The sequence below is a fragment of the Nostoc parmelioides FACHB-3921 genome (assembly GCF_014696625.1).
GTDB classification, from domain to species: Bacteria; Cyanobacteriota; Cyanobacteriia; order Cyanobacteriales; family Nostocaceae; genus Trichormus; species Trichormus parmelioides.
On record NZ_JACJQL010000002.1, the window covers coordinates 47,694 to 59,326 of the forward strand.

At 41.5% G+C, this 11,633-nt stretch carries 8 protein-coding genes; 2 read left to right on the top strand and 6 right to left on the bottom strand.

Annotated features, from left to right (window positions below; genetic code table 11):
- Positions 1–185 precede the first annotated feature (185 nt).
- The 6 genes from H6G14_RS02055 to H6G14_RS02080 all read right to left on the bottom strand — a co-directional run bounded on the left by H6G14_RS02055 (position 186) and on the right by H6G14_RS02080 (position 8,564).
- Positions 186–1,712 (bottom strand): iron uptake porin, encoded by a 1,527-nt coding sequence (locus H6G14_RS02055; protein ID WP_190565501.1) that lies wholly within the window; start codon positions 1,710–1,712, stop codon positions 186–188.
- A gap of 92 nt (positions 1,713–1,804) precedes the next feature.
- A complete protein-coding gene (locus tag H6G14_RS02060) occupies positions 1,805–2,785 on the bottom strand; it encodes a phosphotransferase family protein (RefSeq protein WP_190565502.1) in 981 nt (326 codons plus the stop codon).
- A 41-nt stretch (positions 2,786–2,826) separates the two neighbouring features.
- The gene (locus H6G14_RS02065; RefSeq protein WP_190565503.1) at positions 2,827–4,629 is read right to left on the bottom strand and encodes an ABC transporter ATP-binding protein; all 1,803 of its coding nucleotides are present in this window, start codon (positions 4,627–4,629) and stop codon (positions 2,827–2,829) included.
- Positions 4,630–5,790 carry a glycosyltransferase gene (locus H6G14_RS33950; RefSeq protein ID WP_190565504.1) on the bottom strand — a complete coding sequence of 387 codons (1,161 nt, stop codon included), beginning with the start codon at positions 5,788–5,790 and terminating at the stop codon, positions 4,630–4,632.
- A 116-nt stretch (positions 5,791–5,906) separates the two neighbouring features.
- The gene (locus tag H6G14_RS02075; RefSeq protein WP_190565505.1) at positions 5,907–7,202 is read right to left on the bottom strand and encodes a glycosyltransferase; all 1,296 of its coding nucleotides are present in this window, start codon (positions 7,200–7,202) and stop codon (positions 5,907–5,909) included.
- Between the two features lie 90 nt (positions 7,203–7,292).
- Entirely contained in the window at positions 7,293–8,564 is a 1,272-nt protein-coding gene (locus H6G14_RS02080; RefSeq protein WP_190565506.1) for a glycosyltransferase family protein, read from the bottom strand.
- A 658-nt stretch (positions 8,565–9,222) separates the two neighbouring features.
- Here H6G14_RS02080 and H6G14_RS02085 point away from each other — a divergent pair.
- Both H6G14_RS02085 and H6G14_RS02090 read left to right on the top strand, forming a co-directional pair.
- Positions 9,223–10,443, top strand: coding sequence for a glycosyltransferase family protein (locus tag H6G14_RS02085; RefSeq protein ID WP_190565507.1), 1,221 nt, complete (start codon positions 9,223–9,225; stop codon positions 10,441–10,443).
- The gene (locus H6G14_RS02090; RefSeq protein WP_190565508.1) at positions 10,409–11,572 is read left to right on the top strand and encodes a glycosyltransferase family protein; all 1,164 of its coding nucleotides are present in this window, start codon (positions 10,409–10,411) and stop codon (positions 11,570–11,572) included. The genes H6G14_RS02085 and H6G14_RS02090 overlap by 35 nt, the downstream gene beginning before the upstream one ends.
- Positions 11,573–11,633 lie beyond the last annotated feature (61 nt).

The window sequence follows — 11,633 nt, forward strand, 5'->3', positions numbered from 1 at the left end:
TGTATAGAATAGTTGAACGCAGATGTACGCAGCGAAAAGTTCTGTAGGAGGGTTTCCCTCCGTAGGAACGCCACTTTGCACAACGGTGGGAACCCCCGCAAGCAAGTGGCTCAACTTTTCAAGACAGAGAAACGCGGATAAATCAACGGATTTTCTATTATGTGCAACCTCAGATAAAATTGCTATTAGAAGGTAAAAGTTGTCCGAACTGTGCCAATATAAATTTTGTCGTTATTATTATTATGTTCTGGGTTTGTGATGAAAAATAACCCCGGAGTTATTGCCAGATTATCTGTAATTTGCAGGTGGTAAAAGGCTTCTAAATGTAAAGATGTATCCTCATCTTCAAAGGCATTACCAAAACTATTATGAGTTATTTTAGGCGGTTGACCTATCACAAAGCCAGCAAAGCTATTTTCTTTACCAATATCGTTGAAAGTTAGTAGTAACGCCCATGTGGAAATAGTAGCATTTGGAGTTGCGGGTAAGTCTTCTGCTGTTGCATGAATCAAACCAACTCGTCCACCCAGGGTGATAGTTGGGTTAATTTGCCAAGAAGCTTCTGCACCAAAGGAATTAGCTGTAATTGCATCGGCTTGATTATTAAAGGGGTTGTTGGTTAATTCGCTGCCAGTGCCGGTATTTATATTATTATAAGAGTGGATATAAGTGACGCTAAATGCTGCGGTTTTGGTGGGTTCAAGGGTGAGTTGAGCGATCGCTCCATAAGGACTAGCAAAAATTCCCTTTTCTGGATTAGCTGCGTCGTTGGTGACGTATCCCAATGAAAAGTTGAGAGACTTGGCGAAATTATGAGAAATACCGATACCTGCACCGCCACCTTGTCGTCTAATCGGATTTTCTCGCCCAAATGTGGAAATTGAACCATCTCCACTACCACTAAACAGAGGATTGACACTAGGAACAAAATCCCCTAATCCTCCTCCTAACGCGGATAAAGTGACGCGGGTTTGCTTACCTAGTCGAAATCTATAATCTATTTCATCTACTTCTACCTCATTGTCATCGTCACCATCAAAGCCCAAATTAGCCATTTTAGTGTCGGTAACATCTGCCAATTCTGGTGTATTGCGTCCTTGTAGACTGATTTGTAATTTGTCTTTACCAGTAAAACTTGCTTCTAAGCTGAGACTGAGGCGATCGCTCAAAACAAAATTATCATTTATTGGCTTAGTTCTACTGTTAGCTTTTTTCCCTCCAGCGACTCCAGTTACAGCAAAGATAACTTCTCCCGCTAACTCAACTTGGGGCGAAAACTGTTGTGTTTCTAATGTAGCTACTTTGTTTTCTAATAAATTTACGCGGTTTCTAAAAGTTGCTAATTCCGCAGAAAATTCTGTTTGTAGTTTTTGGATTGTAGTTAATGTTTCTCGATTAAACTTTTCAAAGTTACTATTATTTATCGTCAGAATACAAGCATTTAATTTAGTGGCAAATTCATATCTAGTCATGGTTTGATTGTCAGTAGTCTCCTGACTAACACAATCATATTGCTCAGTTAATGCTTGTAGTGCCTGAAATGCCCAACTATCATGGGTAATATTCTCTAATTGAGAAACTGATATAATTTTATTTAATTTACTATTTTCTTCTACTGGAATATTTGTTGCACTAACTTTCGCTGTGCTACTCAAAATAGATAAAATGATTAAAGTAATCAGGTGTATTTTCTGATAAAAGATTGAAAACATTAATTCTATTTCCTGAAAATTAAACGCAGAGTGGCGCGGAGGGAAACGCCGAGGGGCAAGGAGTTTGAGCCATTTCATGAAACGCTATATAATTACGAATTACGAATTATATTGAGTTGCTGTTCGCAGAGATTTAATAGTGCTTCGGTAAAAGGACGACGTTCGGTAAATAGGGTGCTGATGTGAATATGTCGGACTAAAGTTAGGGTAGTATAGGCTTGAATTGCGGGGGAAAATTCATTACCTGTAAGCTGAATAAATCTTTTCGTGAGAATATTTTCATACTCTTGCAATGCTTGATAATTACCAAAAGTACGCAAGCTGTATTCTTGAAGATGAGCGATGAAATTACCGATATCAACTGCCGGATTACCTGCACAACATAAATCCAGATCAATCAGATACAAACGAGAATTATTAATAATCACTTGATCAGGATAAAAATCACGATGGATACCACAGGGTTTTGGTTCTGGTGTGTTCGCTCCTAAATCATCACTTGCTGCTAATATGCGTTCTAAACGTGATTGCCATTGTGGGTATTGTTCCATCACTAATGGAATCCGTTCATGCAAAATTCGTAATTCATCTGACATTCTATGAGAACGACGAGGAATAATATTAGCTTGGTGCAATTTATGAGCAGCTTCAGCAATCAGTTTTGCAGGTAAAATACTGTTAGTTTGTGAGAGCAATTGAGTAGCAGTCACCCCTTCAACCCGACGCTGTAACCACATTTGCCACTCAGGAATTATCCCCACAGGTTCAGGGACAGAAATCCCATCAGGACTATCATCACCAAATCCCGATTCCCAGAGAAATTTCTGTAACTCATAACTATGAAAATCAGTTCCCTTAGCCCTCACCTTCCCAATTAGCGTAATGATTTCCCCAGCATCATCAATCAACTCATATTCAATCAAACAACGCCGCCCCAACTTATGACGAATCACCCGGACATTCTGCACACGACAATTTTTAGCTATGTCCAAACACCCCTCAAAACACTCCTTCACCCGCACCAGATCAACCGCATCCGCCAGAAAAGGCATCTTCTCATCACTAAAAACCATACTCAGCGTACCTCAGCGCCCCTCTGCGTTAAAAACTCTCTCTAAACCCTCAAAGAAGCCTGCACCTCATACAACGCCGCATAACGCCCATGTTTCCGCATCAACTCCAGATGAGAACCTTGTTCAGCTATCCGCCCATTTTCCAGATAAATAATGATATCTGCACGAGTAGCAAAATTCAGATCATGAGTAATCAAAAAAGTCGTGCGATTTGCTGACAACCTTTGCAAAGCATCAATTACAGCCTTCTCACTCTCCTTATCTAACCCCGTAGTAGGTTCATCTAAAATCAAGATAGGAGCTTGACGAATAGCAGCACGAGCGATCGCAATCCGTTGTCTTTGTCCCCCCGAAAGAGTTGCGCCTCTTTCCCCCACAAGGGTGTCATATCCTTGCGGTAAAGCTTGGATAAAATCATGAGCATGAGCTAAATGCGCCGCCTCTTCAATTTCCGCATCAGACACCCCAGCAATCCCGTAGGCAATGTTTTCTTTAATACTTGCAGCAAACAAGAGACTATCTTGCAAAACTACACTAATTTGGGAACGGAATGATGCCAATGTATACTCTCGAATATCCCGCCCATCAATCATCACCCGCCCAGAGGTGGGATCATAAAGCCGTAATAAAAGACTGACTAATGTCGATTTACCACCACCAGAAGTCCCTACAATCGCTACCTGCTGTCCTGATTGAATGTTTAAATTGATATCTTCTAGTAGCACTCGTCCTGAGTCATAAGCAAAGTGGACGCGATCAAAACGCACCGAACCCCGGAAAATTGGGGCGGGGAATGCTTCGGGTGAATCACTAATATCTGGTTTTTGATTTAACACATCTAAGATACGCTCACCAGAAGCCGCCGCTTTAGCGAGTCGTCCCGTGTATTTAGCCAAGTTCTGCACTGGCTTAAAGGCGTTCTTGAGGTAGGTAAGGAATACCAGCACATCCCCAGGGGTTAAAGCATCTCGCAGCGCCAACCAAGAGCCATACCATAAAATAATTGCTGTTCCCATTGCAATCACCCCATCTACAGTACGTTCTAAATGAGCCGCTAGGCGTTGGGTTTTGACGCTTTCTTTGAGACTACTCTGATTTTGTTGAGCAAATACCCGTGCAAAAGCATCCTGAAGGGAGAGGGCTTTGACTAACTTAATCGCCGCGATAGATTCAGCCGCCGTTGCTGCTACAGCTCCTTCTTGTTGACGTTGCTTTAATGAGGAATCTTTGATGCGCTGGCTGAGTCGGTTAGTGACTAACCAAAAGAACGGTAGTGTGATTAATGACAACAGGGTGAGGCTACGATTCATCCAGAACATCACCCCAATCATGCCAAATAGAGAGAGAATGCTGACTACTAGCGGTAAAGCTGCCGTAATCATAATCTCTTGGAGACGGCTAGCATCGCTACTGACACGGATAATTAAATCACCGCTACGGGCTTTGGTGTGATAAGCCAAGGATAAATCTTGCAGATGACAATATAAACGATTCCGCACCTTCGCCATAACTCTGCTACCGACTATAGCTAATCCTACGGTACTTCCATAGGCAGCCAGGGCGCGTAAGCCTGTAATAATTAAGACTGCAACGGCTGAAAACGTCAGTAATGTGATTGGTTCTAGATTAGCTATGAGGGGAAGAGTATTAACCCTTTCGCCCCGCAGCAGAACGTAATCAAAGACAAACTTCAGAGGCCAAGGTTCTAATACCCGCAGTCCTACATCTGCAATTAAAGCGATCGCCGAAACTAAAAGTAGTCCATACTGGGGACGAATATCAGGCCAGAAATAAGTCAACACTCCCCACAAACCGGGAACATCTGATTTTTTGGGTTTTAGCATTTATAGTTTCACCTCCACCGGTAATGGAGACGCTAGATGCAGAATTTGTTGAGCAATCGCATCCCAAGTATGATGAGCTATCACGGTTTCTCGCGCCGCTTGTCCTAAACTGTGACGCAGATGAGGCGATCGCCATAATTGTTCTAATGTGTTTGTTAAGGCGATCGCATCACCAGGAGGGCAAAGCATACCATTCACCCCCGGATCAATCAAGTCTGTCAATTGTCCAATCTGACTAACAACTACAGGTAAACCAGCCGCCATATATTCATACACTTTCAACGGCGAGAAGTAAAAATCAGCTTGTGCAGCGTAGGGTGCAACAGCCACATCCATCGCCCCTAATAACTGAGGAATTTCATCAGGATTCACCGCACCAGTGAATTGAGTATGAGCATCTAATCCCCGTGCAGCTAATTCAACTTCTAGATTTTCCCGTTCCGGGCCATCCCCAACAATCAAAAGTTTGGCATGAGGAACACGTTGATGTAGTAAACTAAAAGCTTCAGTCAGGATGGGTAATCCGTGCCAAGGTTTCAAAGTACCAACAAAACCCACCGTAAAACTTTCTGATTGACTTGCAGAATGCCGATGAGAAAAGCGGTGAGGATTGACACCATTAGGAATCACATGAATCTTGCTACTATCCACATAATCCAGCAAGTAAGTTTTCACTGCATCGGAAACAGCAATTAATGCTGTAGCGGCTGAAAACACCCGACGCGCCACAGCTTCCGCACTTTCACGATCAATTAAACCCCGATGCTGTGCCTGTTCGATAATCAGAGGCGAATTCACCTCCAACAAACCAGGAATTCCCCTATCTTGAGCATATTCCATCGCGCCATAACTCCAGAGAGAATAACGCTCATAAATCAAATCAAAAGAGCCAAACTTCTCCAAACTCAAGCGTAAATCAGGATTCATTCCCAAAGCCACCTGCTCTCGCTGCGATCGTTCTAACTTAGGAACAGGTGGAAGTTGATGCACCACCACATCAGCCAAATCCCCCGGTAACTCTCCCTCAATCCGAGTAGCAAACAATGTAACTTCTCCACCTTGCCCTTTTAAAGCCCGGATTACCTCCTGCACATGAATAGAGCAACCCTTCTGCCCAAAAACAGGAATCCCCGCATCAGCACAAACATAAGCAACTCTCACCCTTCACACCTCCTAAAACCAATTCAAAATTCAAAATTCAAAATTCAAAATTCAAAATTCAAACAGCCTGATATCACAAGGGTTTGAAGATGTGTATCGATAGCATTCTTTTTTTACTAATTGGTATAAACCCTTGCATTTTCCTTTGCGTCTTTGCGCCTACCCTCCGGGTTCTGCGAAGCAGTATGCGTGAGAAATAAATCCCTCAAAACTCGCGTATTACGACAAATATCAAACTCAGACTCAATCAAACTCCTAGCCTGAGTAGACAACCTCACTCGCAAAGCTGGATCTTTCAGAAGTTTTCCAAGCGCAGTGGCTAATTCCTCCGCATCATATTGGGGGACAATCAACCCAGTCTCACCATCACACACAACTTCAGGGATACCCGTTACCACCGTACTTACACAGGGAGTTCCCAGAGCCATAGCTTCTAGTAAAACCGTAGGTAATCCATCCCGATTACCATCTTGACCAATCACATAAGGCGCAGCAAACACAGCCGCTTGTTGTACTAATTGAAACACCTCATTTTGAGGACGAGGGCCGATAATTTCCACACAAGATTGCAATCCCAAATCTATAATTTGCCGACGCAAGGGAAACTCTAAAGAACCAGTACCCACAATTTGACACTGAAACTCATAATTTTTCTGCTTGAGAATTGCACAAGCATCAATGAGAACAGATAGACCTTTCTTCTCGATTAACCGACCAACTGAGATAATTAATGGTGGGCGTTCCGCCGGAGAAGAATATTGTAATTGTCGTAAATCTAAACCGTTATAGATGCGTTGGACTTGGTTTGCAGCTAGGTTATATGTTTTTTGCAGATATTTGACATTGTAGTTACTGACAGTCACCACACTAGCCGCATCTTTTAGCTTCCGTTCCATGTCCGCAAATTCCACGCTTTCATGAAAGATATCTTTAGCGTGAGCAGTGAAGGTATAGGGAACGCCTGTAAAGTGGGATGCTAGGCGAGCTACACTAGTGGCTACAGTCCCGAAATGAGCGTGTAAATGGGTGATACCTTTGAGCTTGACTTCTCGTGCTAACCATGTAGCTTGGTAGACAGTGCTGGCTTTTTCCCCTTGAGCAAATGCTAATTTTGACCAAAAATCAGGGATAACTTTACCCGCTTCTTGTAATTCCGCCCAGAAATAACTAGCGGCTGTAGGTGCAAGACTATTGAGTGAATCGCTCACCCGTCCTTGGAGTGGCTTGCGAATGTAAGTGACAGGTGCGCGCACTTGGGAAATAATATTTTGAAAGTGCGTGTCTGATGGTGGTCTTAAAGCGAAAATTTTGATATCTAAGCCAGCCGCTTCATGAGCTAAAATTTCATTGACGACAAAGGTTTCAGAATAGCGGGGATAACGTTTGAGGACGTAAGCGACGGACATGGGCATATTTGTTAACGGATGACTGTTGACTGATGACTGTTGACTGTTGGCTATTGACTGTTGGCTATTGACTGTTGACTGTTGACTGTTGATTATTTAAGAAGCTTTTGCGTGTGGGGGTTCTTGATGAGCAGACATGAGGATTTCATGGACGAATTGGGGAATGCGGGTTAGTCCTTTGAGATCGACGTATTTACGGACTGGTGGTGGCTCAATGTCAAGCTTTAGCCAGTCGGTTAATGCAGCCGATGTCAGTTTATCTGGGTGTAGGAAATCAATTAAGCCTAGTTCTTTTAATCGTTCAGCCCGAATTAATTGTTCTTTTCGGGGTTTGACGCGGGGTAAAATGAGCGATCGCTTACCAAATGATAATAATTCGCAAGTGGTATTGTAACCACCCATTGCAATCACCCGTTCGGCTTGGTGTAGTAACATTGTCGGCTCGGCTAAATATTCCAACACGCGCAAATTGTCACGTTGCGCTGCATAGTTGTGGAGTTTTTGCCTAAATTCTCGCGGCATGAAGGGGCCTGTCAGGATTATACCATTCATTCCTGATGGTAGTTCCGCATGAGCAAAGGTTTCTGCTAACTGCGCTCCGTCTTGTCCACCACCTACTAGGCACAATACTAGGCGTTCAGATGGTAGATTGAGGGATTTAAATGATTGAACTATATCTAAATTTAGATATTTGAGGCGGTTGCGTTGGTCAAGATAGCCTGTGTAGCGGAATTTGGCGGCGGTTTTTGGCTGGAGGTGATATTCTTTGGCTAGGTCATAGATGTTGCGATCGCCATACACCCAAACTTGATCATAATATGTTTGAATCGCCTCTTCATTGGCTGCTCGTTTCCAATCTCGACGCACGGAAGCGGGTTCATCTAAGATATCGCGCAAACCTAGAATGCAGTGGGTTTTGCCTTCCCTACGCAAGTATTCTAAGGTGGGGTCTAGTTCTCTGACTGCGCCCCGTGGGACATTATCCACAATGAAGATATCAGGTTTAAAGGTTTTGATCGTTGCGAGGATAACTTGCGATCGCAATGCAATAATTTCTTGCAATGATAGATCCAATTTCCTGGCTTGATATTGCCCATCAATGTTTTTATGCAGAGCCGGAAGGGTCAAACAATCTACCCCTGGTGGTGTTGGTAAATTGCTGGCATCTTGAATGCCACTAATCATTAAAATATCAGTTTGTAGGGGTGAAAATCCTAAAGTTTGAGCAATCAATAAATTACGGCGTTTGTGTCCTAATCCCATTGTGTCGTGGGAATACAACGCAATACGGCATTTGCGAGCCTCATGAGACGTGATTCTAGCCGATGTTCTGGTGATTTTTCTAGAGTGGGGTAACAATTTGTTCATTTGTACTCCTGACTAATTTTTAACACGGTATCTAATCTAGTTTTTATCTAGCAATCCGCAATGATTCATGGGAACACACTACATTGATGGCGTTGAGGACAGTCAACTACCCTTATACATATAAAAAATCAGCCATTAAGTAGAGATACTGAGGTACTAATTCAACAAGTTAAAAATAGTACTAACAGTAATTTATTTACCAATCAGCTTGGGGAGCAGAAATATAACAAATCTCGATGAATTACAAGTAGAATATTGGTAGATTTATCTCTGCCTACAAACTACTTGATTGCTGATCTTTCTGCTCTTTAAATTGGCTGGTTTCTCTACATAAGAAATTGCTACTGAGTCGTAATTAACCTTCGCTTAATGTTAGTTTAACCAGCAGTTTATGAAACCTTAATGAATAAAAGATGAGAAACTTCTTATGAAAACATCTGTGGATTTCAAGTATTGTCTGTTTGTTTTATTAAAAAATTATTGATATGTCCCTTGTCTGGGCAGTAAAAATACTTGTGTATCAGCTTAACAGCTTGATGAGAACCTTCTCATGAAAATTTCATAAGGAATTAATGTAATTCAGTAATTATGTGTATTAGCAAGGGAACATCAAACGAATGTTTCTGCCATACATATTCCAACTTAATTGGTAACAATTATGCGAATGCTGGTGTATTCCCATGACGCATACGGGCTTGGTAATATCCGCAGAATGTTAGCTATTTGCGAACATTTGCTGCAAGGAATCCCTGAACTCTCAATTTTGTTGCTTTCAGGTTCACCCATGTTACAGGGATTTCGTTTACCTAAAGGTCTAGATTACATCAAATTGCCTTGTTTGAATAGAGGCTCAAGTGGTGAAGTTGCGGTAAAGTATTTGGGGATGGGGGTGGAAGAGACGGTAAGATTGCGATCGCAATTAATTCTCTCAGCTGCAATTAACTTTCAACCAGACTTATTTCTGGTAGATAAAAAACCATACGGCCTTAAAAATGAATTAGCTGACACGATTCATTATTTTCATCACCAACTCCCTCAAAGCAAACTGGTGCTTTTACTGCGCGATATTCTTGACTCACCAGAAGTCACGATCGCTGATTGGCGCAAAAACGGCTACTATACAGCTATAGAAAGATTTTACCATCAAGTTTTAATAGTTGGGACACCAGAAGTTTTTGATCCAGTAACAGAATATCAGTTCTGTCATGTCATCAACCGCAAAACTCGTTATTGCGGCTATATGGGACGTAAACCAGGACTAAAATCACCTAAACAGATTAGAAACGAATTGCAAGTATCACCAGAGGAGAAGTTGATTTTAGTAACTCCTGGTGGTGGTGAAGATGGCTATGAATTAGTTGCTACTTATCTTGCTGCTATTAACTTATTAGCAGAAGCACATCGCTACAAAAGTTTGATTATTTCTGGCCCCGAAATGCCTATAAATCAAAAACAAATGCTTCTTGAGTTAGCAGACAAGAATCCTCAAGTACAGGTGAGAGAATTTACAGACGATTTAATGAGTTATATCCAAGCAGCAGATACTATAGTTTCGATGGCTGGTTATAACACAGTTTGCGAGATTATATGTGCCAATAAACCTGCGGTCATCATCCCTCGTTCGCACCCATCTAAGGAGCAGTTAATTCGCGCTCAACGCATGGCTGAGTTAGGTTTGTTTTCAGTAATTACTCCAGAGAATTTACAGCCATCAACATTGCAAAAAGCTCTCGTTAATCATTTACCTGTGTCTCCAGTCAACCTGAATATGGAGGGTTTGGATAAACTCAAATCTTACATTGCTTTGCTGTTAACTCAAACAAGTTGTGAACGGCTATTTAACTATGAAAAAGATCATGTTTTATTGCCAGTACCTTAGCGGTATTGGGCATTTAGTTAGAAGCACAGAAATAGTGAGGAGTTTAGTTAAGGATTTTCAGGTTTATTTTATTAATGGTGGGCCTGTAATTACCGATTTTGAAATGCCACCACAAGTAGAGTTAATTAGATTACCTGCACTTTGGTTAGAAGATGGTAATTTTAGAGTTGAGGATACTTGTAATGATGTGGCAGCAGTTAAGGAGAAGCGAAAAAATCTCTTGATTTCTGAATTTGATAGAATTAAACCAGATTATTTAATCACTGAATTTTTTCCCTTTGGTAGACATAAATTATTGTTTGAATTACTGCCTTTAATGGAGCATATCAAAACTACCAGTCCTAGAACGAAACTCATTTCTAGTTTACGTGATGTGATTGGTAAGGACAGTGACACGGAGGAAACGGCAGTTATTTGCCATTTAATGAATCGTTATTTTGATCTGTTGCTATTCCATGCTGACCCTAATTTCCAAAAATTTTCTGAGAGCTTTAGTGACTACCAATATATCAAAAGCGAAGTTGTTCATACGGGATTTGTCACCCAATCCCCAACAGTTAATATCAATGATGCCCATCAATTATGGGGTGACGTAAACGTAGAAACAGCAAAAATTATAGTTAGCGTTGGTGGTGGCAGAATTGGCTATGAGCTTTTGGAAACAGTGATAGCAGCAAGCTCTATTTTAGCTCCATTAAGACCGCATATCATCAAAATATTTACTGGCCCTTTTATGCCAGAAGCACAGGTAAATCAATTAAGACAAATAGCAGGCGATCGCAGTCATATTCACATCGCTACATATACGTTACAATTGTTGGAATACATGAAAACGGCAGATATTTCTTTAAGCTTAAGTGGCTATAACACCACCATGAATATTCTGAGTACAGGTGTGCGTGCCATTGTTGTTCCCATTGGGCATGAACAGCAAGATAAAGAACAGTTATTGCGGACTCAAAAATTAGAGAAGCTAGGAATTGTTGATTCTATTCTTCCACAAAATTTAACAGCATCTAATTTAGCTGAAAAAATCATCATCTGTTTAAACAAAAATAGACCTGTACATCAATCTCAATTTAACCTGAATGGTGCAGAAGCCACTGCTAATTATCTCAAAACTTTTTAAAAACAAACGAAAAAGCCACAACTTTGCAGCTTGATAGAAGCTGGGGATTTAAACCCCCTAA